Origin of the sequence: Pantoea sp. DY-15, assembly GCF_019795935.1 — a bacterium.
GTDB lineage: Bacteria > Pseudomonadota > Gammaproteobacteria > Enterobacterales > Enterobacteriaceae > Pantoea > Pantoea leporis.
In genome coordinates this window covers 1,171,926-1,195,845 of record NZ_JAIMIF010000001.1, presented here as the reverse complement: position 1 = coordinate 1,195,845, position 23,920 = coordinate 1,171,926, and the positions used below count along the sequence as shown (strand labels likewise).

Sequence of the window (23,920 nt, the reverse complement as noted above, 5' to 3'; positions counted from 1 at the left end):
ACAGCTCACCTTAAGTTTGTCCTAACGCAATCTGCCCGTGAAAACATTTCCTTAAACTGCCTCCTTCGCACGTTACACATCGCTTTAATGAAGGAGGAGAATGGTGAAAACGCTTTTTGTCACCGGTACCGACACCGCGGTGGGTAAAACCGTGGTATCACGCGCGTTATTACAGTGCTTTGCCAAGGCGAATCTGTGCGCCGCAGGCTTCAAACCTGTCGCCAAAAGCGCGCAACTCACATCTGAAGGCTTACGTAATAAAGATGCCCTGTTATTACAGCAGGCTTCAGGTCTCGCTCTCGATTATTCCGCCGTCAATCCTATAGCCTTACAAGAGGATGAAATCAGCACCAGCGCGTCGCAGCGCATAGATTATCCGTTGCTCAGTTGCAGTCTAAACGATTTGCAGCAGCGCGCCGCGCGCGTGGTAGTGGAAGGCACTGGCGGCTGGCGCAGTTTAATGAACGACTTACAGCCTTTGTCAAACTGGGTGCGGCAGGAACATTTGCCGGTTGTGATGGTAGTCGGCATTAAAGAAGGTTGCATCAGCCACGCTTTACTGACCGCCGAGGCGATTGCGCAGGATGGATTGCGACTCGTGGGTTGGGTAGCCAACCGTATTAATCCCGGTCTGGCGCATTACGCTGAAATTATTGATGTTTTGAGCAACAAGTTAGGTGCACCTTTATTAGGCGAGTTGCCTTATCTGCCGCGCGCAGAACAGCGGGAGCTGAGTGGTTATCTGGATATTTCACTGCTCGATGAAAATTTTACGCACGACAACAGTGCAAAGCCTGCGGCCTGATGAAACAAAAAGCCGCAAATGATCAATGGCTGAATCTAAGATTTCAGATTCAGCCCTCCTCTTTACTGAATTAATTGCCATAATATTCAATATTTTACTTACAAATTTTAATAAACCCCTTGTTCTGGCGTGATTCATGCATCAGCAGCTCTGATGAATATCTTGCCGGAGCACCTGTATGTCGCAATCAGATGAGAAAGGTTTGTTGTATGGGCTGAATGACCGCATCGGTCCATTGCCTGCATTTTGTGCCGCACTGCAACATGTGCTGGCCAGCGTAGTGGGCATCATTACGCCGCCGCTGATTATTGGTTCCGTGTTGGGATTACAGGCATGGATCCCTTATCTGATCAGCATGTCGCTGCTCGTTTCCGGTCTCGGTACTTTCCTGCAGGCGCGCCGCTTTATGGGCATTGGCGCAGGCATGATCTGCCTGCAGGGCACCAGCTTTGCCTTTCTCGGTGTGATTCTGTCGGGCGGATTGATGGTCAAAGCGCGCGGCGGATCGCCAGAAGAGATCATGGCGATGATCTTTGGCTGCAACTTAGTAGCGGCGATGATTCCGATGTTGATCAGCCGCTGCATCGCGCCATTACGCAAAGTGTTGACGCCGGTGGTTACCGGCACCGTTATTACCTTAATTGGTATCAGCCTGATCAAAGTCAGCATCACCGATTGGGCTGGCGGCCATAACGCCAACGATTTTGGCGCGCCCGGCAATCTGGCGCTCGGTGCCTTGACGCTGCTGGTGATTATCGTACTTAACCGTTCGCAAAATCGCTGGACGCGGCTGGTTGCGGTGGTGGCCGGCATTGCCGCGGGCTGTATCGCTGCGGCGTTAACCGGCCATCTCACTATTAAGCCGATGGCCGATACGCCGTGGCTGGTACTGCCGACGTTGTTCCGTTTTGGTTTTGCCTTTGACTGGACCATCTTCATTCCCATTGCGCTGGTATCGGTGATTGCTGTGATTGAAGCGGTGGGCGACCTTACGGCGAACTGCATGTTGTCGCAGCAGCCGATTGAAGGCGAAGCGTTTGAGCGCCGCATGCAGGGCGGTATTTTTGCCGATGGCATCAGCTGCTTGCTTGCCGCCGTGTTCTCTGCCTTTCCCAACACCACTTTCGCGCAAAATAATGGCGTCATCCAGATGACCGGCGTCGCCAGCCGTTACGTTGGCATGGTGATCGGCGTGATGCTGGTGCTGCTCGGTATGTTCCCGGCGATTGGCTATATGCTGCAACAGATTCCACCGCCGGTACTGGGCGGCGCGACCATTGTGATGTTTGGTAGCGTGGTGGCTGCCGGCATCCGCGTGATGACGCAAACGCCGCTTGGCCGTCGCGAGATGCTAATTGTTGCCGTGTCGTTTGGTATCGGTTTGGGTGTCGAAGCGGTGCCTGAGGTGCTGAAACAGTTCCCTACGCTGATTAGCAACCTGTTTGGTCACGCGGTGACTACCGGCGGGATGCTGGCGATTATTTTGAATGTCGTGCTGCCTTCAGAGCGCAGCGAAGCAGTGGCGGCAAAAACGGCTGAGGAGTCGCGTTAACAAAGCGCACGGAGTCAAATAGCTGAGGGGCATATGGCAGAGGAGTAAAGCATCCCGCGCCAGGGAAGGCGCGGGCTGAGCCTCAGGGATGATTTATGGCGACTTTACGATCTGCCATATGCCCCTCGGCGACTGCTTAAGGTTTTACGGATTCAACCGACGGCGCGTACGTCCAGAACTGAGATAATCGGCAATGTAATCCTGCGATATCTCGCCGCTATAACGACCTTCCTCATCGACGATCGGCATCCACACCGTGTTGTGCTCATAGAGCTTCGACAGCACCACGCGCAGGTTTTCTTCCGCTTTGCCGGTCACTTTAAAGGTATGCAGCATCTCTTCGCAGCGTCCCGTGGCGCCGCGCGCTTCACGACGCTTCACAAATCCCAGTGGCTTGCCATCTTCATCAACCACCGTCACCGAACGCATATCGTTATCGTCCATGGTGGCGAAGGCCTCCTGCAGTGGCGTATTACGCTGCACGGTGATGGTGGGCTGCTGATCGGTGACATCGCCGGCCTGCACCAGCAACAAACGTTTCAGCGTACGGTCCTGACCGACAAAGGAGCCAACAAAGTCGTTCGCCGGTTTGGCTAACAGCTCATCCGGGCTGGCGCACTGCACAATTTTGCCCTGACCAAATACCGCGATGCGGTCGCCGAGCTTCAGCGCTTCATCAATATCATGGCTAACCAGCATCACGGTCTTCTTCAACTGGCGCTGCATCTCAAGGAATTCGTTCTGAATCACTTCACGGTTGATTGGGTCGACCGCGCCGAAAGGTTCATCCATCAGCAATACCGGTGGATCCGCAGCCAGCGCGCGAATCACGCCAATACGCTGCTGTTGACCGCCGGACATTTCGCGCGGATAGCGATGCAGGAACTTGGTCGGATCGAGCGCCACCATGCTCATCAATTCCGTGGCGCGTTCACGGCAGCGCTTCTTATCCCAACCCAACATGCGCGGCACCACGGTAATGTTCTCCTCGATGGTCATATTCGGGAACAGACCAATCTGCTGGATGACATAGCCAATATTGCGGCGCAGGGTGACGGTATCTTGTCCGCTGGTGTCTTCACCGTTGATCAAAATCCTGCCGCTTGAGGAGGGAATCAAACGGTTAATCATCTTAAGGGTGGTGGTTTTGCCACAACCCGATGGGCCGAGCAGCACGCACATTTCCCCGGCAGGCACTTCAAGGCTGACGTTGTCCACGGCATTGAGTGATGTGCCGTTCTTTTGCGTAAAGGTTTTCGTCAGGTTTTCCAGTTTTATCATTATCGAATCCCCTTAGGAGTCAGCGCCGACTGCAAACGGTGCAGCAGCCAATCAAGCACAATCGCGAGCAAACAAATCATCAAGGCACCGGCAATCAACATGCGCACATCGCTGCCGCTGATCCCGTCGAGCAGTTGCAGGCCCAAACCACCTGCACCAATCACGGCGGCAATCGCCATCACGCCGACGTTCATCACCACCGCTGTACGAATACCGCCAAAAATCACCGGTAGCGCCATCGGAATCTCGACCCAGCGCAGACGCTGCCAGAAGGTCATGCCAATCCCGCGACCGGCTTCACGCAGTCCGGGAGACAAATTCTCCAGCGCGGTGTGGGTGTTACGCACAATCGGCAGCAGCGAGTAGAGGAACACGGCGGTGATAGCGGGAAGGGCGCCAATGCCCTGACCGATCATAGAAAACAATGGAATCATCAAACCAAACAACGCGATGGTGGGAATGGTTAACACAATGGTGGCGATGCCGAGCACCGGCGTGGCCAGCCACTTAAAGCGCACAATCAAAATGCCCAGCGGTACGCCAACGATAATGGCGAAACCGACCGCCACCAGTACCAGCCACGTGTGTTGCCAGGTGAGCGTCATCAAGGTGTGCCAGTTATTCATGATGTAATGCAAGGTATCCACAGCGCCTCCTTACAGCATGTTCTTGGATTGAAGGAAATCACGCGCCACCTGTTGCGGCGACTGATGATCAATATCGACACGCTTATTCATCTCGGTGATCGCTTCGTCATTAATCAACGCGGAGAGCTGATTAAGCGCCGTATCCAAACCCGGATGGCTCTCGAGCACATCCTGACGCACTACGGGCGTGACGTTGTAACTTGGGAAGAAGTGCTTATCATCTTCTAACACTTTGAGTTCGAACCCTTTCACGCGGCCATCGGTGGTGTAGATCAAACCGGCATCAACAAAGCCATCGCGAATCGCGTTGTAAACCAAGCCGGGATCCATCTGGCGAATCTGCGGACGATCGAGCGGCATGTTGTAGGCTTTCTGCAATGGCTTAAGACCATCGGAGCGGCCCGAGAATTCCAGGTCCAAACCCAGTTTCCAGTTATGATCCGGATCGTTCTTGCGTACCTCTTCCAGCTTCGCCACCAGTTGCGACATGGTGTTGATGCCTTCTTTCTCCGCACGATCGCGTTGCATGGCAAACGCATAGGTATTGTTCATCGGTGCAGGATTGAGCCACACCAGCCCTAACTTCGCATCCAGCTGTTTTACCGTTTTATACGCGTCTTCGGTCGACATAGGCTTATTGATGTGGTTAAAGATGATCAGCGAAGTACCGGTGTATTCCCATGTCATATCAATCTGTTTATTGATCATCGCGTTACGACCAATAGTGGTGGCGATATTGGTCTTGGGAATCACCTGAAAACCTTTCTTTTGCAGCCAGATTACTGTCATCGCGGAGAGGATGTGCTGCTCCGTAAAGCTCTTAGTTGCCATGGTAATCGGTGTTGCAGCCGCAGCGCTTTGGCTGATTGCCAGCGTCGCGGTGAGTGCCAGCGCAGTACGTTTAACCCAGCGCGCCAGTTTGTTGGCAGTGGCCATCACAAAGCTCCTTGTGTTAAGCCGCAGAGTGCGGGCTGAGATAACGTCCCAATGCCGCGAGCAGCATGTCGAGCACCAGCGCAACCAGTGCGGTGGCCACAGCGCCGAGGATCAGCGTAGGGAAGTCGTTGAGGTAGATGCCGGGGAAAATCAGCTCACCAAAACTGCTGGCACCGATCAGGAACGCCAATGGCGCGGTACCGACGTTAATCGCCGTGGCGATGCGCACGCCTGCCAGAATCACCGGCAGCGCATTGGGAATTTCCACCTGACGCAAACGCTGAAACTTGGTCATACCTATACCGTTGGCGGCTTCAATCAGCGACGGCGGTACCGCGCTTAAACCGGCAAAAGTATTACGCACAATCGGCAGCAGCGAGGCGAGGAACAGGGCAATCAGCGCGGGACGATCGCCGATACCGACAATCACCATCGCGAGCGCCAATACCGCCAGCGGTGGCAGCGTGTTACCCACGTTGAAAATTTGCATCACGTACTCTGCCCAGCGACGAGCGAACGGACGGCTAAGCAGGATGCCGCTGGGAATGCCCACCAGTAACGCAAAGAACATTGACCAAAACACTAAAAACAGATGCTGCTGCCCGAGATAAACCAAATCTTCCCGCCGGTCGCGCAGCGTGTTCAGCCCCAGCCCCCAAACCAGCAGGGCAAGCACCGCAACAATCGCGAGCAGAGCCAGCCCAGCGCGGCGGGCGAGCGATGCATTTTGCATAGCCAGTGTCTCCCTGATTCAAGAAATCGTTCGATAGGTAATGTCATTCCCAGGATGGCGGCGCAGTGTTAAAACGCACACATACGAAAATCCTTCACCCCGTTAAATTGCAGTTAAAATGACTGTTATCAGATGCTTTTTCAGTGAATATCTGGAAAGCACCGCTTAGACCTATAGCAATGCTTGTCGATAAGCGCTAGTTTTTGCGGCAAAATCAGACAGATAGAAATAATAAAAAACGCCATCTAACCCGCGTGGAATAAGGCATCATCCGACAATAAAAAATATTCATCGAAATAAGTGACGTCGTCACAGATAGGTCGCACGCAGAGGAAACTGGTCTGGCGAATTTTGAGCTAGCCTTGTTAGAAATTAAGGAGACGTATGACTGAAACTGCAGAATTGAACACGGAACATCGCCACTGGATTCTTATCGGCTGCATGCTCGCTATGTTTATGGCGGCGATTGAAGTCACCATCGTGGCCACCGCCATGCCGACCATTATTGCCGATCTTGGCGGCTTTTCGCAGTTTGGCTGGGTATTTTCCATCTATCTACTGACGCAAGCCGTCAGCGTGCCGCTGTATGGCCGACTGGCAGATATGTGGGGCCGCAAACGACTGTTGTTTATCGGTGTTTCGCTCTTTTTAATGGGATCGATTCTGTGCGGATTTGCCCACAGCATGGCGTGGCTGATCCTGTTTCGCGCTTTTCAGGGGTTAGGTGCCGGGGCGATTATGCCGCTAACGTCCACCATTGTGGCGGACGTCTATTCGCCGCGCGAACGCGCCAACGTACAGGGCTGGCTCTCCAGCGTCTGGGGCGTGGCGGCAATCATTGGTCCGCTGAGCGGCGCGTGGCTGGTGCAGCACTTTAGCTGGTCGGTGATTTTCTGGGTCAACGTGCCGATTGGCGCCATCGCCATGCTGCTGCTGGCGCGTTTTCTTCCATCGCGTGAACAAAATCAGGCCACCACGCTCAATCTCACCGGCAGCTGCTGGCTGATGATCTGCGTAACGGCGTTGCTGGTCGCGCTGCTGCAGGCAGAAGTGCTCGGTTTCTGGCTGGTGCCGTTCCTGCTGCTGGCGGTCATTGCTGCCTGGCGTTTAAAACAGCATGAACAGCGTGCTGATGCGCCGCTGTTCCCGCTGGAAATCTGGCGCAGCCGGCTCATCGTTGCTGGCAACATCGGCAACCTGATCATCGGTGCCAGTATGATGGGCATCAGCGCCTTTCTACCAACCTGGATTCAGGGCATCACCGGCGGCACGCCGCTGCAGGCCGGCAGCGCACTGGCGATGATGTCGATTGGCTGGCCGCTGGCCAGTACATTGAGCGGTAGGTTGATGCTTATCACCTCCTATCGCTTCACCGCGCAGTTGGGCGCGCTGCTGCTGATTGCGGGCAGCGCATTACTGCTGCTACTGCGCAGCGACAGCTCAATCGTGCAGGCCGGATTCACCGCCTTTGTGATTGGCACCGGCATGGGCATGACCAGCACCACGTTTCTGGTATCGGTACAGAACCATGCGCATTACGATATTCGCGGCATTTGCACCGCCTCAATCATGTTCAGCCGCATGATCGGGTCGGCGATTGGTACCGCGTTATTGGGCGCGGTGCTGAACCTCAATTTGTCTCTGCGTCTGCCGCAGGCCGACGATCCGATGCAGAAAATCATGTCGCCTGAAAGCCGTCAGGCGCTGTCGGAGGCGACATTGCATGACTGGACCGGACAAATCGCCAGTTCTTTACATTGGGTGTTTGTAGTGTCGTTGCTGATTGCGCTACTAACGTTGTGGGTGGCGTGGATAATGCCGCGGCAAAGGCCGGAAGTGGAGTAAAAGCAGGGCGGCCAGAGAGCCGCCCGAAAGTTTACTGCGCTGGCGTATCCTGAGAGCTGCCCGCGCTGTCTGGCACGGTGCTGTCACCATCACGGCCATTTTTCTTGTAGACGATTTTCTGTGTGTCGTTCTCACAATGACCCACAACCTGGCCGCCGACCTGATCGGCTTGATCATTGGCCACGATATCCAGCGTGAAGTCCGATTCGGCGACGCCGTTGTTAATGATTTTTTTGCTGATGTCCGCTTTGACGCTTTCACAAGACGCCTGCGCCAATACCGGCAGCGACAAGATCGCCATCAGCAGAACTGCATTACGTTTTTTCATCATTCACTCCTTTGGTCAGAAATCCTGTCAAAACTATAGCAGTGATAAACGATTAAGGTGCAATTGGACGTCCGGTGCGGCGGTCGAGGCAGCGCAGCGTATTCGGTTCCCAATAGGCGTTAACGTTGTAGCTCTTTTCGCAGGAATCGCGGGTATCAAAGGCTTTGTCCGCTTTATCAAACTCTTTCTCAACGCGCGTATTGACCTTATTACGCAGGTTTTTGGTATCGTTCCACTGCTCTTTGCTCTGGCGCGCGGCTTCATTACTGGAGGCGCTGCTACCATCTTCAATAATCAGGCGTTCGGTTTTGGCCGCAGCGATGGGCGCAGCCATTAACAGGCTCGACGTCACCACGGTAGCCAGCAGGGCGGAAAACAGTTTTTTCATCGTCATTTCCTTCAGTTAACACCAGCACAGCCGGGATCGCGGCTGTAACAACCATGGGCGCTAGTATATCATCGCTGCTTCTTTGCTCACCAGCGGTGAGCGCTTTGTTTAGCTTAGCGAGAGATTTTCTATGCTGGTCAAAACCGCCTTGCTGTTTTTTATCACTGCGATAGCGGAAATTGTTGGCTGTTTCCTGCCGTGGCTATGGTTGAAGAAGGGCATGACGGCGTGGCTGCTGGTGCCGGCCGCGGCAAGTCTGGCGCTGTTTGTCTGGTTGTTGACGTTGCATCCCGCCGCGAGCGGGCGCGTTTATGCGGCCTATGGCGGCGTATATGTGCTGACGGCGCTAATCTGGCTGCGCGTGGTGGATGGCGTAAAACTGAGTACGTGGGATTGGGTTGGCGCGCTGGTCGCCTTGAGCGGCATGTTGATTATCGTGACCGGTTGGGGCCGCGCGTAATCATCGGCCACACCGGCGTGCGATATCAGGGGGAAACATCCCCATGAGGTCGTCGCGGCAAAAGCCGCCGGAGCGCCTCATAGGATGGTCGCCCCGGGTATTTCGATCAAACAGCGTGTAACCGCGATTAACCTTTATGCACCTTTAGTCCTGCGGTGGTTTGCGTCACCGGCATAATCTCCAGCGTATTGATGTTGACGTGCTTCGGCAGCGTCGTCACCCAATACACCGCTTCGGTGACATCTTCCGCCGTCAGCGCGGTGGTGCCTTCATAAACCTGGCCCGCTTTATCGTCATCGCCCTTGAAGCGCACGTTTGAGAACTCGGTACCGCCCACCAAACCTGGCTCGATATCGGTCACGCGCAGCGCGGTGCCGTGCAGGTCGGTACGCAGATTCAGGCTGAACTGGCGCACGAACGCTTTGGTCGCGCCATACACGTTGCCACCCAAATAGGGCCAGCTGCCGGCAATCGAACCGATATTTACGATATGACCGACGTTGCGCTCAACCATTGCAGGCAGCACCGCACGCGTCATGTACACCAAACCTTTGTTGTTGGTGTCGATCATATTTTCCCAGTCTTCGATATTGGCTTTGTGCGCCGGTTCCACACCCAACGCCAGGCCAGCATTGTTAACCAGCACATCAATATTGCGCCAATCAGCGGGCAGGGAGGCGATCGCTTCATCGATGGCAGCGCGATTACGCACGTCCAGCTGAACGGTATACAGATTGTCGCCCAGCTCATCTTTCAACTCTTTTAAGCGCTCAGCGCGACGTCCGCTGGCGATCACTTTGTGACCTGTAGCAATGAAGCGGCGGGTGATACTTTGACCAAAACCAGCAGTTGCGCCAGTAACAAAAATAATCATCTCACTGTTCCTTATACGATTTCAGGTTATCAGCCACACCTTAGCATTAACCTCGAACCCATGCTCATGAAAACCAAAAGCAGCGTGTTGCAGGATTTTTCCTGCACATTACGAGTGCAATGGCGCACCACAAAGACGCATCTCAACAGGCGATTATCACGCCATGCGCAGTAAAACTCGCCGCAATGTTAAATAGCAACCGTTTGCGATAGCAGGCAACCGGTTGCGCATACGTTTGCTCACCAAGCTTGACACAAAAACCCACCAAATCAACCTATTATATTGAAAGTAAACAGTATTTTTTGTTCTTTGCATTGGCATGCGCTTTGCAAACTATCTTTAAGGCAATTACTTGCACTCATAAAAAAGCACCAAGGAACCATTATGCCTTACGCACCTGAAACGCTGCTGCGCGCAAGCTTCTTTGATTTCACCGCTCTGGCCGCGCAGCCAGACGACATTGCTGCCAACGCGCGCTATCTCGAAGATGGCTTATTAACGCTGCGTGACGGCAAAGTGGTCAGCCTGGAAAGCTGGCAAATCGCGGAAGGGCGCGTCGATCTCACGCGCGTCACCGATCTGCGCGGTAAACTGATCGTGCCCGGCTTTATCGATACCCATATTCATTATCCGCAAACCGAAATGATCGGCGCTTTTGGCGAACAGCTACTGGAGTGGCTCAACCAATACACTTTCCCGGTGGAGAGCCAATATCACTGTCCCGATCACGCGGCAAAAATGTCGGCGTTCTTCCTGCACCAGCTGCTGTCGAACGGCACCACCACCGCGCTGGTGTTCGGCACCGTGCATAAGCAGTCGGTCGACTCGCTGTTCAGCGCCGCGCAGCAGCTGGATATGCGACTGATCGCTGGCAAAGTGATGATGGATCGCAACGCGCCTGAATACCTGACCGAAACGCCGGAAGAGAGTTATCAGCACACGCGTGAACTGATTGAGCGCTGGCATCAGCGCGGTCGCCTGAGCTATGCGCTCACGCCGCGCTTTGCACCGACCTCGTCGCCGGAATTGCTGGATAAAGTGCGTCAGCTGCGCGAGGAGTTTCCTGATGTCTGGATGCACACGCACCTAAGTGAAAATCCGCAGGAGATCGCCTGGGTAAAAGCGCTATTCCCGGAGCGCGCAGGCTATCTTGATGTTTATCATCATCACCAACTTACCGGCAAACGCAGCGTGTTCGCGCACTGCCTGCATCTGGAAGATCAAGAGTGGCAATGCCTGCATGACACCGATTCATCGATTGCCTTCTGCCCGACCTCAAACCTGTTCCTCGGCAGCGGTTTATTCAACATCAAACGCTGCTGGCAGCAGGGCGTGCGCATGGGCATTGGCACCGACGTGGGCGCAGGCACCACCTTTAATCTGCTGCAAACGCTGGGCGAAGCCTACAAAGTCGGCCAGCTACAGCAATACAAACTCAGCGCCTGCGAAGCGTTTTATCACGCCACCTTAGGCGGCGCGCACGCGCTCGATCTGGATGACGTCATCGGCAATTTTAACCCCGGCAAAGAGGCCGATTTCGTGGTACTCGATGCGGCGGTGTCGCCGCTGCAGAAGCTGCGCAATGCCAACAGCAAAGACATCTGGGAGCGGCTGTTTGTGATGATGACGCTTGGCGACGACCGCAACATCGCGCAAACCTGGGTGAGCGGCAAGCCGGTTTGGCAGCGCGAAAGTGAGGAGCAAATCGCATGATCCAGTTCTTACTCAACGATCGTTTAATCACCGAACGCGAGCTTGATCCCAATCTCACCGTGCTTAACTACCTGCGCGGCCAGCAGCAGCGTCGCGGCACCAAAGAGGGCTGCGCGTCTGGCGACTGCGGTGCCTGCACCGTCACGCTCGGTAAAGTCGTCGATGGGCAGATGCAGTATCAGGCGGTGAACAGCTGTTTGACGCTGGTCAGCAGCCTGCAAGGCAAGCAATTGATTACCGTGGAAGATCTCAAGCAGGGCCGCGAACTGCACAGCGTGCAGCAAGCGATGGTGGATTGCCACGGCTCGCAATGCGGCTACTGCACGCCGGGTTTCGTGATGTCGCTGTTTACTCTGCAGAAAAACAGCGCTGGCTGGGATCGACATCAGGCAGAACAGGCGCTGGCGGGTAATTTATGTCGTTGCACCGGCTATCGTCCGATCATGGATGCGGCGCAGCAGGCGTGTGAACAACCTGATGCAGATGCCTTCAGCGCCAATGCACCCGCGCTAGTACAGCGTTTACAGGCGCTCAGCAACGATGAAGTACAGATCATCGAAGCCGCGGGCAGCCGCTGCTATCTGCCGAAAACAGTAGCGCAACTCGCCGAGCTCTATCAGCAATATCCTGAAGCCCGTCTGGTGGCTGGCGGTACCGATCTGACGCTGCAAATCACTCAGCAATATCAGCGCTTGCCGCTGCTGATCGCGCTGGAGCAGATTGATGAGTTGAAGGTCTGCCACGAAGATGAAACGCATCTTTATCTCGGTGCTGCCGCCTCATTGCAGCATTGCTATCAGTTTTTAGCACAGCACATTCCAGCGTTTAGCAGCATGCTGGAGCGTTTTGCCTCATTGCAAATTCGTAATCAGGGCACGCTTGGCGGCAATATTGGTAACGCATCGCCGATTGGTGATTGCGCGCCGATGCTGCTGGCATTGAATGCGCGTCTGGTTTTGCAGCAGGGTGAAAAGAGGCGAGAAGTCCCGCTCGACCATTTTTTTACTGCATATCGCCAAACGGTCTTGCTGCCGGGTGAATTCATTCGCAGCATCACCATCGCCAAAGTGACGGTGTCACCCAACTTTGCGGCGTGGAAAGTGGCTAAACGGCTGGACGATGATATTTCCGCGGTTTTCGCCGCCATCAATCTGCACATCGCGGAAGGGGTAATTGTGGAAGCGCGGCTCGCCTTTGGGGGTATGGCCGCCACGCCGAAACGCGCGCTGGCGGCTGAAGCACAACTGCTGGGCCAACCGCTGAATCTCAGCACCATCGAAAAAGCCTGTAGCGCGCTGAGTGTGGATTTCCAGCCGCTCAGCGACTTCCGCGCCAGCGCCGATTATCGCCTGCAGGTGGCGCGCAATCTGTTACGCCGCTACTACGCACAAGCGTCTGGCGAGCTGACCATTACCGAGGTATCGCGCTATGTCTCATAACCGTCCGGAACTGAACGAAACGCTGCTGAAAGCCCAATTTGCCACCAACATGCAAACGGGCGTCGGGCGCAGCAATAAACATGAAAGTGCCGATAAGCATATCTCAGGTGAAGCGCTGTATATCGACGACAAGCCGGATCTGCCGGGATTGCTGCATCTCTGTCAGCGTCTGAGCGAGCATGCGCATGCGCGCATCACCAAACTGGATGTGCAGCCATGTTACGCGGTGCCGGGCGTGGTCAGCGTGCTGACGTGGCGCGATGTGCCGGGGCTCAATGATGTCGGTCCGCTCGAACCGGGCGATCCGCTGCTGGCGCAGGACACAATCGAATATTTCGGTCAAATCGTCATTGCCGTCGCCGCTGATTCACCGGAAGCGGCGCGTGCCGGCGCCGCAGCGGCGATTGTCGAGTACGAAGCGCTACCGGCCGTCCTCGACGTGCGTGAAGCGCTGGAACAGCGTTTCTTTGTGCAGCAGCCGCATATTCACCAACGCGGTGATGCCGACGCTGCGCTGGCGCGGGCGTCACGCCGTATTCAGGGCGAATTTCACATCGGCGGTCAGGAACATTTCTATCTGGAAACCCAGACGGCGCTGGTGATCCCCGGCGAAGATGACAGCTTGCAGGTGTTCTCCTCGACGCAAAATCCCACCGAAGTGCAGAAGCTGGTGGCGGAAGTGATGGGCATCACCATGAACAAAGTCACCATTGATATGCGGCGCATGGGCGGTGGCTTTGGCGGCAAAGAGACGCAGGCGGCAGGCGTGGCGTGTTTGTGTGCCATCGCCGCGCGTCAGCTGCGTAAACCGGTAAAAATGCGCCTGGCGCGCCGCGACGATATGCAGATCACCGGCAAACGCCATCCGTTTTTTGTCCGCTACGATATCGGCGTCGATGACAATGGTCGCTTCTGCGGCGTGAAGATCGATCTGGCCGGCAACTGCGGTTATTCGCTCGATCTCAGCGGATCGATTGTCGATCGCGCGATGTTCCACGCCGATAACGCGTATTACCTCGGCGATGCACTGATTACCGGCTACCGCTGCCGCACACATACCGCCTCGAACACCGCATACCGTGGCTTCGGCGGGCCGCAAGGCATGGTGGCGATTGAGCAGATCATGGATCACGTCGCGCGCGAAGTGGGAGTAGATCCACTCGAACTGCGCAAACGTAACTATTACGGCAAAACCGATCGCAACATCACCCATTACCACCAGCAGGTGGAAGACAATCTGCTGGATGAGATGACGGAGCAATTGGAAACCAGCAGCGAATACGCCGCGCGCCGTCGTGACATCAGCGCATTTAATGCCAGCAACCGTTTTATGAAACGCGGACTGGCGCTGACGCCGGTGAAATTCGGCATCTCTTTTACCTCCAGCTTCCTCAATCAGGCCGGCGCGCTGATTTTGATTTACACCGATGGCACGGTGCAGCTCAATCACGGCGGCACCGAAATGGGCCAGGGCTTAAACACCAAAGTGGCGCAGATTGTGGCGGAAGTGCTGCAGATTGATATCAGCCAGATTCAGGTGACCGCCACCGATACCGGCAAAGTGCCCAACACCTCGCCAACCGCAGCGTCCAGCGGGGCCGATCTCAACGGCAAAGCGGCGCAAAATGCGGCGCAAATCCTGCGCGATCGCTTAACCGAGATGCTGTGTCAGCAACATCAATGCGCGGCAGACGCGGTGCATTTCAGCAACGGTATCGTGCGCGTCGGCGAGAAACACTTCACCTTCGCCCAGGTTGCACAGCAAGCGTGGCTTAATCAGGTGCCGCTTTCTGCCACCGGTTTCTACAAAGTGCCGGGCATCCATTACGATCGCGCCGCCGGACGCGGCAAACCGTTCTATTACTTCTCCTACGGCGCGGCCTGCTGTGAAGTGCTGGTGGATACGCTGACCGGCGAATACCGTTTGCTGCGCGCCGACATTTTGCATGACGTGGGCGCGTCGTTGAATCCGGCTATCGACATCGGCCAGGTTGAAGGCGGTTTTGTGCAGGGTATGGGCTGGCTCACCTGCGAAGAGCTGGTGTGGAACGACAAGGGTAAATTGCTTACCGATGGCCCGGCCAGCTACAAAATTCCGGCGATCAGCGATGTGCCGAGCGACTTGCGTGTCACGCTGGTTGAGAACCGCAAAAACCCGCAGGACACGGTGTTCCACTCCAAAGCCGTCGGCGAACCGCCGTTCATGTTGGGCATCGCCGTGTGGTGCGCATTGCAGGATGCGGTTGCCAGCGTTGATAACTATCGTCGCCATCCGCAGCTGGACGCGCCCGCCACGCCGGAGCGAGTATTCTGGGGGATTCAGCGCTTATCAGGAGCGGACCATGATTTATCATGACTGGATCAGCGTATTGCACAGCCTGCGGGAAAAACGCGAAAGCTGCGTACTGATCACTGTGCTCAGCGAGCGGGGCTCCGTGCCGCGCGATCGCGGCAGCAAAATGGTGGTCAGCGCCACTGACACCTTTCTCACCATTGGCGGCGGCCATCTTGAGTATCAATGCATTGCGCAGGCGCGCGAGATGCTGCAGCAGCGCTGCACTCAACCGCGCAGTGAAGAGTTTGCGCTGGCTGCACGTCTCGGCCAATGCTGCGGTGGTCACGCCACTTTACTGTTTGAACCGCTGATGCAACAGCAGCCGGAAATCCAGGTGTACGGCGCAGGCCACGTCGGCCAGGCGCTGGTGAATCTGCTCGCCACCTTGCCGTGCCACATTACCTGGATTGATAGCCGCGCCGCGCAGTTTCGCGCCGTGCCGCCCGGCGTGACGGTGCGCCAGGTTGATGATCCGATTGACTGCGTGCACGAAGCCGCGCCCGACAGCTATTTTGTTGTGATGACGCACGATCATCCGCTCGATCTGGCGCTCAGCGAAGCGATCTTGCGCCGCGGCGATTTTCGCTATGCCGGTGTGATTGGTTCTGCCACTAAAGCCCAGCGCTTTCGCTATCGCTTAGAGGGCAAAGGCATTGCAGCAGATTCTCTCGCACGTTTGCGCTGCCCGATTGGTTTGGCGGATGTGAAGGGCAAGTTACCGGCGGAAATTGCCGTCGCGGTGGCGGCAGAAATCATCAGCGTTTATCAGCAGCAGGCGATAAGTTGTTGAGTGACGAGGAAACTGCCAGGATAGAACCATCCCGCCGCCACCGTGCGGCGTTGCTGATTATCAGGAGCGATAATGAATTCACGAGCCAATCCGTTTTTCACCGCCAGCACCTTGCCGTATCAAACCCCGCCATTTGACCAGATTCAGGAAGAGGATTTTCTGCCGGCGCTGGAAGCGGGGATTAAAGAGAAACGGCGCGAAGTGGCGGCGATCGCCAGCAATCCTGAGGCGCCAACCTTTGCCAACACCTTTGAGGCGCTGGAGCGTAGCGGCCAGTTGCTGAAGCGCGTGAATCTGGTGTTTGGTGCCATGACTTCCGCCAACACCAGCGATCGCCTGCAGGAAATCGATGAACTGATTACCCCGCAGCTCACCGCACTCAATGATGAAATCTGCCTGAACAGCCAGCTGTTCGCTCGCCTCGACACCGTTTACCAGCATCGCGGTTCGCAGTGTCCGGATGCCGAAGCGATGCGTCTGGCGGAAGTCACCTGGCAGCATTTCCAGCTGGCCGGTGCCAGCCTGAGCGAAGCAGATAAAACTCAGCTACGTGCCTGCAATCAGGAGCTGGCGAGCCTTAGCACCCGCTTCGGCAATAAGTTGCTGGCGGCCACCAAAGCCGGTGCTTACGTGGTGAGCAATGTTGCGGCGCTGGCCGGATTAAGCGAGGAAGAGTTGGCGCATGCCAAAGCGGCGGCCGAAGCGCGCGGCTTGCACGGCGAATGGCTGATTGCGCTGCAAAACACCACGCAGCAACCGGCGCTGCAGGCGCTGGAAGTGCGCGCCACGCGTGAAGCGTTGTTCCAGCAGGCGCTAACACGCAGCGAGCAGGGCGATGATAACGACACGCGCGACATCGTGTTACGCATGGCGCAACTGCGCGCGCAGCAGGCGAGTTTGCTCGGTTTCAAAACCTATGCCGAATGGAGCATGCAGGATCAGATGGCGAAAACGCCGGAGGCGGCTTTTGCCTTTATGCGCAATATTGTCCCTGCCGCGCGGGCTCGCGCTGAACGCGAAGCCGCCGACATTCAGCAGGCCATTGAAGCCGCGCATCACAGTTTTCCGCTGCGCGCCTGGGACTGGAGTTTTTATGCCGAGCAGGTGCGTAAAGCCCAATACGCGCTGGATGAGAGCCAAATCCGCCCGTACTTTGAGCTGAATAACGTGCTGGAAAAAGGTGTGTTCTGGTCGGCCAGCCAGCTGTTTGGCATTCGCTTTAGCCAGCGCCACGATCTGCCGGTTTATCATCCGGACGTTAACGTTTACGAGATTTTCGATGTCGACGACACGCCGCTGGCGCTGTTCTACACCGATTTCTTTAAGCGTGATAACAAAAGCGGCGGCGCGTGGATGAGTAATTTCGTCGACCAAACCACGCTGCTCGGCACCAAACCGGTGATCTACAACGTGTGCAACTACACCAAGCCGCAGGCAGGCCAGCCGGCGCTGCTGAGCTGGGATGAAGTGATCACGCTGTTCCACGAGTTTGGTCATGCGCTGCACGGCTTGTTCGCCACGCAACGTTATCCGAGCTTGTCGGGCACCGCCACGCCGCGCGACTTTGTCGAGTTCCCGTCGCAGATTAATGAGCATTGGGCCAGCAACGAAGCGGTGTTTGCCAACTATGCGCGCCACTACAAAACCGGCGAGGCGATGCCTGCTGAGCTGCGTGACAAGATGGTGCGCGCCGCGAAGTTCAACAAAGGTTACGACATGACCGAGCTGCTGGCCGCCGCGCTGCTGGATCTGCAGTGGCATTCACTGACCACACACGACAATCCGCAAGACGTTAGCCACTTCGAGCTGCAGGCGCTGGCCGCCGAAAACATTGCGCTGGCGACGGTTCCGCCTCGCTATCGCTCCAGCTATTTCCGCCATATCTGGGGCGGCGGCTATGCAGCCGGTTATTACGCCTATATCTGGACGCAGATGCTCGCCGATGATGGCTATCAAGCCTTTGTTGAACGAGGTGGATTAACACGCGAAAACGGTCAGCAGTTCCGCGAACATATTCTGTCACGCGGTAACAGCACCGATTTGCAGCATCTGTGGCTGGCGTGGCGCGGCAAAGAGCCGGAGATCGGCCCTATGCTGAAAAATCGTGGATTAGAGTCGTAGAAACGCCATTGATGGCGAGCTGGTTCAACCCAGCGGACCGCCTTCAATGGTATCGCACATGCCGGCCAGCACGCGCTCGCCGGTTTCGTTTTTCAAATCTGCATACCATGCCGCCGTCACTTCCGCGTCTTTAGCGTGGGTCACATCGCAGCGCTTACGGGCTTTCAACACCAAATCTTTGGTGCGCTCCACGCGTCGGGCTTCATAGCGCAACAACGCATCCTCAATCCCTAAAGAGTGTGACGCCAGCGTCTGCGCCAGCACCACCGCATCTTCCATCGCCGAACAACCGCCTTGCCCGATATCCGGCGTGGTGCTGTGTGCGGCATCGCCCAGCAACGCCACGCGACCTTTAACAAAACGGCTAAACGGTTCGATGTCGTGGATTTCCACCCGGTTGGTGGTTTCCGGATTGAGGCGTTCAATCAGACGCTGCACCGGTTCGGCCCAGCCGCTGAAGTAGCCTTTGAGATCGTTTTTCAACGTTGCGCGATCTTCCGGCAAGCCTTTTGGCAGCGGAACATCAAAGAAGAAGTAGAAGCGGTTATCGCTAACCGGCATCAGCGACACGCGTTTGCCTTCACCGACAAAAGTGGTCCATTGATCGGCGGGCGCAATCGCTTCATCAATCGTCACCAGGCCGTTCCAGTTGACGTAACCGGCGTAACGACGTTCCACGCTTTCACCCAGCACATAGTGGCGGATCACCGAGTGCGTACCATCGGCGGCAATCAGAAAATCACCTTCGGCCTGGCTACCGTCATCAAACCAGGCGGTGACGCCATGCTCGGTTTGCTCAACCTGCGTGACGCGTTTGCCAAAGCTAATGCGCGAACGTCCGTAGGTATCGATCAGCATCGCCTGCAATTCGGCGCGCGCCACAGGATAGGGATATTCCCCCACCTGCTGCACCAGCGGTTTCATGCTGAAGCGGGTGAGAGTGCTACCGCTGTGCGCATCGTTGTAGGCCATAAACGCCATGTTGCCGCCCAGTGCGCGCAGCGGTTCTTTCATGCCTAACGCGTTGAGGCATTTCACGCCGTTGGGCCAGATAGAGATCGCCGCACCCACCGGCTTCATCTCTTTAACTGCTTCAAACACTGCGGTGTCAAAACCCGCTTTCTCCAGCGCAATCGCAGCACTCATACCGCCAATGCCCGCGCCAATCACAATCGCTTTCATATTCGTCTCCTTTGCTATGCATTGGAGACTGCAACTTTTGTACCAAGTTGAAAGATTGGCCGAACGGCGACTAACTCATTGATTCTACATCAACGAAACAGCATCTACTCTTGCCGCTCTGCACTACAGTGGCGCACGCCCATGCACTGCAGCAGAGCAACTTCTGCGAAAGAGTGAATCGATTGTTTCAGCATGGTAATTGGCCCCGCAGCAGCCATACTCATTACACCCGTTCTGCGAGGACTCAATCATGAAATGGATAATGGCTTTTACCTTGCTGTTCAGCGCCAGCGTGCTGGCACAACCGCAATGGCAGCCGGAGCGAAAAGCACCGGTGGTGCAGCTAACGCCGATTGCCGCGAAGTGCGATGTTTCAGCCTGTCAGCAAAACTGCTATGTGCAGCAATCACAGTGTAAAAACGACAATAACGGCGGCTGCGGCTCGCTGGCACAAATTTGCGTACAAAACTGTGCCAGTCAGTGTCGTTAAGTGAAATAAATCTGTCATAACCGAGTGCTAGCGTGTTTCCCCGGCAAGGTAATATTCTGATAACAGGGGAAAATAATGAAAACCCGCTTCACACTGATTGCATCGGTTATTCTGCTGGCACAGCAGGCACATGCGGTTTCACTGCCCGATGCGGCCGCGCTGGCAGGCTTAACCTCTACCGGTTCCATCTCCGCTTATAGCGATCTCGAGCAGCAATCGCTACAGGCTGAACGTCAGGCGCTGCAAGGTGACAGCAGCACGTTGACGCGCGAGCAACTGGAAAAAGCTAAACAGACCGCGAAACAGGCAGACACGCAGTGGCTGAAAAACAGCGGCTACGATTTCAAAATGAAAGAGAACCAGCAGGCCGGAATTGCGCTGCTTTCAGGCTTTAGCACGTTGCCCGCCAGCGTGCTTGATGCCAGTCAAGCCACCGTTACCCACATCAATCTGAACGCCACGCTAAATGTGCGTCATCAGGCTCTGGCCGATGCAGAAGCCATCAGCTATCTCTATTTCCTCTCCGATGCGCTTGGTCCGCGCCTTGGCAAAGCCTTCCTCGCCGCTTACGACAAAGGTGAGATTGGTAAAGCCGCCGCGCTGATTAAAGCCAGTGAAGTCAGCACCAGCGCGGCGAAAAAGCACTTTAACTATCCGCGACCGTTCCTGCGTGAAGGCAACAGCATCCATCTGGTACCGGACGATGTGGTGGTGAAGGATAACGTGCGTTACATCGCCGACGGCGGCTCTTTCCCGAGTGGTCACACCAACACCGGTTATACCGATGCTTTGTTGCTGGCCGAAATGGTGCCGGAACGTTTTGAAGCATTGGTGACGCGCGGCGCACGCTACGGTTATTCGCGTTTAGTGTTGGGCGTGCATTACCCGCTGGATGTGATGGGTTCGCGCATGGTAGCGCAGCGCAACGTGGCGAATTATCTCAACGATGCGCGCTATCAGGCACTGTTTAGGGAAGCGCGTAATCAGTTGCGTGCCGCGCTGGAAAAAGAGTGTGGCACGTCGCTGGCAGAGTGTGCGCGCAGCAATGGCAATGACGATCCGTATCGCTCACCGGCGATGAAGCAGTTCTATCGTTTCACCATGAGTTACAACCTGCCAAAAGCCAATGTGCAGAATACGCCTGTCAAGGTCCCGCAGGGCGCGGAGATCCTGCTAAAAACCGCGTTGCCGCAGCTGTCTGATGCGCAGATTCGTAGCCTGATGGTGAAAAGCGCGCTGCCAAACGGCTATCCGCTGTCTGGCAATGATGCAGATCAGTCATTCTGGCAACGTGTGGATTTAACGGCGGCGTATGCTTTAGCGAAACCGGCGCGTTGATATTTAGGTCGCCATGAATGGCGACCCTATGAAAGCCCTCGTCATTCTTTAATCCGGCGATCAAGCGTGAAGGGCGCTGAAGTGGCTTGTGCAAAGAGGGCGGCAGCGGCGGGATGGTCGGGATTGAGAATGGCGTTGTCTTCGCCGGTCAAAATGCTGGGTACCGTTAATAGCAAAGCAAAGCCGCCTTGCACATCGAGGAACGCAGCGCCAATCGCCTGTGTTTCTTCCTGCTGCTGATACTTTTGCCAATCGTCGGGCAGTTTATTGCTGTCCAGCGCCATGATTTCGCTCTCAGGGATCGGCAGGGTAAAAATCACAAAGCGGCTCTTTTCCAGCATCGCCTTACCGGCATGCACCACCAGTTCCAGCGTGGCGAGCGCCTTTGAACTGCTGAGATACACCGTCTTAATACCGGGCGGATTCCAGCGTCCGCCCCATTTTTCAGCGCCAGCGCCGCTAAATGCCTCGCTGGCGTACTCTTCTTTCACGAGTCGATAAAACAGCCGATAGGGAGCATCCGGTTCCTTCCGTTGCGTCATTACACAATCACTCCGTGTTCCAGGCGACCAATCAGCGTTAACACCGCATCACAACCCGCAGGCGTGCTCAGCATCTCCATTGGCAATGCATCATCCAGTGCCAACGCAGGTTGATACATCCAGTGCATGGCAGCGTCAACGTCACCGGCAAATAATTGCAAAACGGCATCCAGAATTTCGAACACCTGATACACGCGCGCACCTTGCTCCACCGAGAGTTGCGATCCGGCTTTCTCGCGGCGGCGATAGGTATTGCGATCGATAGAGACCATCTGGGCCACATCCAGCGGCGTTGCTTTCAGCACCGTAGCCGCGCGTTCAACGATGCCGACATCCAGACCTTCGGTGATCAACTGGTGCGCTTTCAGCGGATTACGCGGTAAGCCCATTTGATCCATAAACGATTGCTGAGCGTTCTGGATCAGCGTGGGATCGAAGACGCGTGCGGCATTGCCGTGATTGAATGGGGATGCAGTTGTCATAACAACCTCCTGAGCAATGTTCATTTGAACATTTTGATAGCTCAAGTGTACATTACTGCGCAGGGGTTGTCATTTTTTATACGACCTTAAAACTAATGCATTGTTAATAAACAATAATCAACTGGCTTCCTGCCACATCTCGCGCATCGCCAGCTCCAGCTTTTTAAACACCCGATAACGCGCATCGTGAAAGGCTACGCGCTCCGCTCGCGGCAACAATTCGCCGGGATTGATCTGCACCGCCTGCTGCGCGGCCTCGGCAAGATTGCGCCACGCGCCGACGCCCACACCGGCACACAAGGCGGCGCCAAGCGCGCCGGTCTCTTTGCACTGCGCCACGCGAATCGGTATGCCTAACACGTCAGCAAACATCTGCGGCCAGATGCAACTGCGCGCCGCGCCGCCCGACAAAATGGCCTGCGTAAAAGGGATGCCTGCCGCACGCAAGCGATCAATATGCGCCCGATGGGCAAAGGTCACGCCTTCAAACAGCGCGAACAGCATATCGGCGCGCGTATGCCAGCCGCCTAAGCCATAGAATCCGGCTTTGGCCGGTTCCGATTTGCGTCCGGAATAAAGATAAGGATGATAGAGCGGTAGCTGGGCATTGGGTTGCACGTGCGCCACGCTATCGCTGCTGCGCACCGCGCCCTGACCGCCGCGACCATCGTCAAATTCGCGAAGGAACCAGTCGAGATTCGCCGCCGAGGTGGCGCTGGCCTCAATCGCCATATAACGGTCGGACTCAATAATGGAGTTCATAAATACCGGGCGCAGATAATCGGGTTTATCTACCACCACCTGATTGATGCTCCACGTACCGGCGACAATCGAGGCTTCACCGCTGTTCACCACGCCAGAACCCACGGCGCTGGCCACCACATCAAAAATGCCCGCCACCACCGGAATGCCCGCCGGTAATCCGGTGAGTTGGGCAGCCCGGTCCGTGACATGGCCAACCACCTCGCAGGATTCACGCAGTGCGGGCAGCAGGGCGAGCGCCTCTTCGATGTCGTACAGCGCCATCAATTCACGGCTGTAGCCGCGCGCACGATAATCAATTAAGCCGGCGCCGGCGGCATCTGAAAAATCAGCGCTAATCGCACCGCTGAGAAAATGGGCGATAACGTCTTTCGCCAGCAATAAATGTCCGATTTGCGCCCAGCGCTCGGGTTGATGTTGCTTAATCCAGCTGATCAATACCGGCGTTGCCGCAGGCCAGGGTTTTTGCAGCGAAATCTGGTAGATGCGCTTATCCGCGCCGCTCATTTCCAGCGCGTTCACTGTGTCACAAGCTCGATGATCGATAGACTGAATACCAAACAGTGGCTGCTGATGCTTATCCAGCGCGTACAAACCGTTGCCGTGGCCGGCCGCGCCAACCGCAATCACATCGCTGGCGGGCGTCTCCGCCTGCTGCAGGCAACGGCTCACCGCATCGCTGACGCCATGCCAGATATCCGCCACCGGCCGTTCGGCGTAGCCTTCCTGTGGACGATGGGTTTCTCCCGCGCACTCGGCCACCGACAATACGCGACCGCTGAGATCAAACAGCACCGCTTTGATCATGGTGTTTCCGGCATCAATACCAACTATCTTCATATCCGACTCCGTGCAACTGGCGAAGACGGCGCACCGC

Annotated in this window: 22 protein-coding genes; 11 read left to right on the top strand and 11 right to left on the bottom strand. The window is 55.9% G+C overall.

Features of this window, described 5'->3' with window-relative positions; translation table 11 throughout:
• The first annotated feature begins 100 nt into the window (after positions 1–100).
• The gene (gene bioD, locus K5Y32_RS05735; protein ID WP_222182143.1) at positions 101–805 is read left to right on the top strand and encodes a dethiobiotin synthase; all 705 of its coding nucleotides are present in this window, start codon (positions 101–103) and stop codon (positions 803–805) included.
• A 178-nt stretch (positions 806–983) separates the two neighbouring features.
• Entirely contained in the window at positions 984–2,357 is a 1,374-nt protein-coding gene (locus tag K5Y32_RS05730) for a nucleobase:cation symporter-2 family protein (RefSeq protein WP_222182141.1), read from the top strand.
• 144 nt (positions 2,358–2,501) lie between these two features.
• Here K5Y32_RS05730 and osmV read toward each other — a convergent pair whose 3' ends face one another.
• The 4 genes from osmV to K5Y32_RS05710 are packed head-to-tail and all read right to left on the bottom strand — an operon-like array spanning position 2,502 to position 5,954.
• Positions 2,502–3,638 carry an osmoprotectant ABC transporter ATP-binding protein OsmV gene (osmV, locus tag K5Y32_RS05725; RefSeq protein ID WP_101764353.1) on the bottom strand — a complete coding sequence of 379 codons (1,137 nt, stop codon included), beginning with the start codon at positions 3,636–3,638 and terminating at the stop codon, positions 2,502–2,504.
• Positions 3,638–4,285, bottom strand: coding sequence for an osmoprotectant ABC transporter permease OsmW (osmW, locus tag K5Y32_RS05720; protein ID WP_064738719.1), 648 nt, complete (start codon positions 4,283–4,285; stop codon positions 3,638–3,640). Before osmW ends, osmV begins: the two co-directional genes overlap by 1 nt.
• A 9-nt stretch (positions 4,286–4,294) precedes the next feature.
• Entirely contained in the window at positions 4,295–5,221 is a 927-nt protein-coding gene (locus K5Y32_RS05715) for a glycine betaine ABC transporter substrate-binding protein (protein ID WP_008108905.1), read from the bottom strand.
• A 16-nt stretch (positions 5,222–5,237) separates the two neighbouring features.
• Positions 5,238–5,954, bottom strand: coding sequence for an ABC transporter permease (locus K5Y32_RS05710; protein ID WP_222182139.1), 717 nt, complete (start codon positions 5,952–5,954; stop codon positions 5,238–5,240).
• Positions 5,955–6,338: 384 nt separating this feature from the next.
• Here K5Y32_RS05710 and K5Y32_RS05705 point away from each other — a divergent pair, with 384 nt between their 5' ends.
• On the top strand, positions 6,339–7,799 hold the full coding sequence (locus tag K5Y32_RS05705) for an MDR family MFS transporter (RefSeq protein WP_222182137.1): 1,461 nt from the start codon (positions 6,339–6,341) through the stop codon (positions 7,797–7,799).
• 31 nt (positions 7,800–7,830) lie between these two features.
• Here the strand turns inward: K5Y32_RS05705 and K5Y32_RS05700 are convergent, their stop codons facing one another.
• Complete coding sequence (locus K5Y32_RS05700; RefSeq protein WP_222182915.1) at positions 7,831–8,127, bottom strand: DUF1161 domain-containing protein; 297 nt, start codon at positions 8,125–8,127, stop codon at positions 7,831–7,833.
• 52 nt (positions 8,128–8,179) lie between these two features.
• Positions 8,180–8,515, bottom strand: coding sequence for a DUF1283 family protein (locus K5Y32_RS05695; RefSeq protein WP_222182135.1), 336 nt, complete (start codon positions 8,513–8,515; stop codon positions 8,180–8,182).
• A gap of 130 nt (positions 8,516–8,645) precedes the next feature.
• Here K5Y32_RS05695 and K5Y32_RS05690 point away from each other — a divergent pair, with 130 nt between their 5' ends.
• Positions 8,646–8,975: a YnfA family protein gene (locus K5Y32_RS05690; RefSeq protein WP_192233901.1), complete on the top strand. Its 330-nt coding sequence runs from the start codon at positions 8,646–8,648 to the stop codon at positions 8,973–8,975.
• 127 nt (positions 8,976–9,102) lie between these two features.
• On the opposite strand, the gene ydfG is transcribed toward K5Y32_RS05690, so the two are convergent.
• On the bottom strand, positions 9,103–9,849 hold the full coding sequence (gene ydfG, locus K5Y32_RS05685; RefSeq protein ID WP_222182133.1) for a bifunctional NADP-dependent 3-hydroxy acid dehydrogenase/3-hydroxypropionate dehydrogenase YdfG: 747 nt from the start codon (positions 9,847–9,849) through the stop codon (positions 9,103–9,105).
• 384 nt (positions 9,850–10,233) lie between these two features.
• On the opposite strand from ydfG, the gene guaD reads away from it, so the two are divergent.
• The 5 genes from guaD (at position 10,234) to dcp (ending at position 18,247) form a co-directional block, all read left to right on the top strand.
• Positions 10,234–11,562, top strand: a complete 1,329-nt coding sequence (gene guaD / locus K5Y32_RS05680; RefSeq protein WP_222182131.1) for a guanine deaminase — start codon at positions 10,234–10,236, stop codon at positions 11,560–11,562.
• Entirely contained in the window at positions 11,559–13,001 is a 1,443-nt protein-coding gene (xdhA, locus tag K5Y32_RS05675) for a xanthine dehydrogenase small subunit (protein ID WP_222182129.1), read from the top strand. Before guaD ends, xdhA begins: the two co-directional genes overlap by 4 nt.
• Entirely contained in the window at positions 12,991–15,357 is a 2,367-nt protein-coding gene (gene xdhB, locus K5Y32_RS05670) for a xanthine dehydrogenase molybdopterin binding subunit (protein WP_222182127.1), read from the top strand. Before xdhA ends, xdhB begins: the two co-directional genes overlap by 11 nt.
• On the top strand, positions 15,344–16,126 hold the full coding sequence (xdhC, locus tag K5Y32_RS05665; RefSeq protein ID WP_222182126.1) for a xanthine dehydrogenase accessory protein XdhC: 783 nt from the start codon (positions 15,344–15,346) through the stop codon (positions 16,124–16,126). The genes xdhB and xdhC overlap by 14 nt, the downstream gene beginning before the upstream one ends.
• Positions 16,127–16,198: 72 nt before the next feature.
• Positions 16,199–18,247: a peptidyl-dipeptidase Dcp gene (gene dcp / locus K5Y32_RS05660; RefSeq protein ID WP_222182124.1), complete on the top strand. Its 2,049-nt coding sequence runs from the start codon at positions 16,199–16,201 to the stop codon at positions 18,245–18,247.
• Positions 18,248–18,271: 24 nt separating this feature from the next.
• Here dcp and hpxO read toward each other — a convergent pair whose 3' ends face one another.
• Entirely contained in the window at positions 18,272–19,429 is a 1,158-nt protein-coding gene (gene hpxO, locus K5Y32_RS05655; RefSeq protein ID WP_222182122.1) for an FAD-dependent urate hydroxylase HpxO, read from the bottom strand.
• Positions 19,430–19,679: 250 nt separating this feature from the next.
• Between hpxO and K5Y32_RS05650 the strand changes: the two genes are divergently transcribed.
• Positions 19,680–19,919, top strand: a complete 240-nt coding sequence (locus tag K5Y32_RS05650; RefSeq protein ID WP_101764365.1) for a hypothetical protein — start codon at positions 19,680–19,682, stop codon at positions 19,917–19,919.
• A 75-nt stretch (positions 19,920–19,994) separates the two neighbouring features.
• Entirely contained in the window at positions 19,995–21,257 is a 1,263-nt protein-coding gene (locus tag K5Y32_RS05645) for a phosphatase PAP2 family protein (RefSeq protein WP_222182120.1), read from the top strand.
• A 41-nt stretch (positions 21,258–21,298) separates the two neighbouring features.
• Here the strand turns inward: K5Y32_RS05645 and K5Y32_RS05640 are convergent, their stop codons facing one another.
• The 3 genes from K5Y32_RS05640 to K5Y32_RS05630 form a co-directional block, all read right to left on the bottom strand.
• Positions 21,299–21,799, bottom strand: a complete 501-nt coding sequence (locus tag K5Y32_RS05640; protein WP_222182118.1) for an RES family NAD+ phosphorylase — start codon at positions 21,797–21,799, stop codon at positions 21,299–21,301.
• Entirely contained in the window at positions 21,799–22,281 is a 483-nt protein-coding gene (locus tag K5Y32_RS05635) for an antitoxin Xre/MbcA/ParS toxin-binding domain-containing protein (RefSeq protein WP_222182116.1), read from the bottom strand. The genes K5Y32_RS05640 and K5Y32_RS05635 overlap by 1 nt, the downstream gene beginning before the upstream one ends.
• A 117-nt stretch (positions 22,282–22,398) precedes the next feature.
• Positions 22,399–23,883, bottom strand: a complete 1,485-nt coding sequence (locus K5Y32_RS05630; protein ID WP_222182114.1) for an FGGY-family carbohydrate kinase — start codon at positions 23,881–23,883, stop codon at positions 22,399–22,401.
• Positions 23,884–23,920: the final 37 nt, after the last annotated feature.

Coding starts and splice junctions, on each gene's coding strand:
- K5Y32_RS05645 (WP_222182120.1), top strand. CDS start 19,995: ATGAAAACCCGCTTCACACTGATTGCATCGGTTATTCTGCTGGCACAG.
- ydfG (WP_222182133.1), bottom strand. CDS start 9,849: ATGATTATTTTTGTTACTGGCGCAACTGCTGGTTTTGGTCAAAGTATC.
- K5Y32_RS05700 (WP_222182915.1), bottom strand. CDS start 8,127: ATGAAAAAACGTAATGCAGTTCTGCTGATGGCGATCTTGTCGCTGCCG.
- K5Y32_RS05715 (WP_008108905.1), bottom strand. CDS start 5,221: ATGGCCACTGCCAACAAACTGGCGCGCTGGGTTAAACGTACTGCGCTG.
- K5Y32_RS05705 (WP_222182137.1), top strand. CDS start 6,339: ATGACTGAAACTGCAGAATTGAACACGGAACATCGCCACTGGATTCTT.
- xdhB (WP_222182127.1), top strand. CDS start 12,991: ATGTCTCATAACCGTCCGGAACTGAACGAAACGCTGCTGAAAGCCCAA.
- K5Y32_RS05650 (WP_101764365.1), top strand. CDS start 19,680: ATGAAATGGATAATGGCTTTTACCTTGCTGTTCAGCGCCAGCGTGCTG.
- K5Y32_RS05690 (WP_192233901.1), top strand. CDS start 8,646: ATGCTGGTCAAAACCGCCTTGCTGTTTTTTATCACTGCGATAGCGGAA.
- K5Y32_RS05630 (WP_222182114.1), bottom strand. CDS start 23,883: ATGAAGATAGTTGGTATTGATGCCGGAAACACCATGATCAAAGCGGTG.
- K5Y32_RS05635 (WP_222182116.1), bottom strand. CDS start 22,281: ATGACAACTGCATCCCCATTCAATCACGGCAATGCCGCACGCGTCTTC.
- K5Y32_RS05710 (WP_222182139.1), bottom strand. CDS start 5,954: ATGCAAAATGCATCGCTCGCCCGCCGCGCTGGGCTGGCTCTGCTCGCG.
- guaD (WP_222182131.1), top strand. CDS start 10,234: ATGCCTTACGCACCTGAAACGCTGCTGCGCGCAAGCTTCTTTGATTTC.
- K5Y32_RS05695 (WP_222182135.1), bottom strand. CDS start 8,515: ATGAAAAAACTGTTTTCCGCCCTGCTGGCTACCGTGGTGACGTCGAGC.
- xdhA (WP_222182129.1), top strand. CDS start 11,559: ATGATCCAGTTCTTACTCAACGATCGTTTAATCACCGAACGCGAGCTT.
- osmV (WP_101764353.1), bottom strand. CDS start 3,638: ATGATAAAACTGGAAAACCTGACGAAAACCTTTACGCAAAAGAACGGC.
- dcp (WP_222182124.1), top strand. CDS start 16,199: ATGAATTCACGAGCCAATCCGTTTTTCACCGCCAGCACCTTGCCGTAT.
- K5Y32_RS05640 (WP_222182118.1), bottom strand. CDS start 21,799: ATGACGCAACGGAAGGAACCGGATGCTCCCTATCGGCTGTTTTATCGA.
- xdhC (WP_222182126.1), top strand. CDS start 15,344: ATGATTTATCATGACTGGATCAGCGTATTGCACAGCCTGCGGGAAAAA.
- bioD (WP_222182143.1), top strand. CDS start 101: ATGGTGAAAACGCTTTTTGTCACCGGTACCGACACCGCGGTGGGTAAA.
- hpxO (WP_222182122.1), bottom strand. CDS start 19,429: ATGAAAGCGATTGTGATTGGCGCGGGCATTGGCGGTATGAGTGCTGCG.
- K5Y32_RS05730 (WP_222182141.1), top strand. CDS start 984: ATGTCGCAATCAGATGAGAAAGGTTTGTTGTATGGGCTGAATGACCGC.